The 562-nt window shown below is 72.5% G+C and carries 1 protein-coding gene; it reads left to right on the forward strand.

Features of this window, described 5'->3' with window-relative positions:
- Nucleotide 1 precedes the first annotated feature (1 nt).
- Nucleotides 2-562 (forward strand): cellulose biosynthesis cyclic di-GMP-binding regulatory protein BcsB (locus AC1DWF_RS37430; protein WP_476843475.1); only part of this gene is annotated, 561 nt, incomplete at its 3' end.

Consider the following 562-nt stretch of genomic DNA (forward strand, 5'->3'; position numbering starts at 1 on the left):
GGTGACCGAGGCGCAGATGATGGTGACCGGCGCCGCCTCGCCGCAACTCATCCAGGCCCTCAGCCAGATCGCCATCACGCTGAACGACCAGCCCGTCGCCACCATCCCGATGGAGCCGGGGCGCGACGTCTTCGGCCCGCTGGTATTCCCGCTCGATCCGCTCTTCTTCGCCGASGTGAACCGGCTGAACTTCCGCTTCRCCGGCCGCTACRCGAYMGAGTGCAACGACCCGCTCTCCGGCCTGCTCTGGGCCACGGTCTCCGATCTCACCGCGGTGCGGATGCGCATCGAGCGGCTGCCGCCGCAGCGCGACCTCGCCCGCCTGCCGGAGCCGCTCTTCGACCGGCGCATCCTGCAGGGCATCGTGACGATCCCCACCGTCCTGCCCGAGGCGCTCGGCCCGGCCGGGCTGCGCGCGGCGGCGATCGCGGCTTCCTGGTTCGCCGTGCAGGCCGATTACCGCGGCGCGACCTTCCCGGTTTCCCGCGCGGTGCCCGAACGCGGCGACGCCATCATCATCGCGGTGGGCCCGGACGCGGTGCCCGGCCTGACGCTGCCACGG

The organism is Aminobacter sp. P4_D5 (assembly GCF_056401815.1).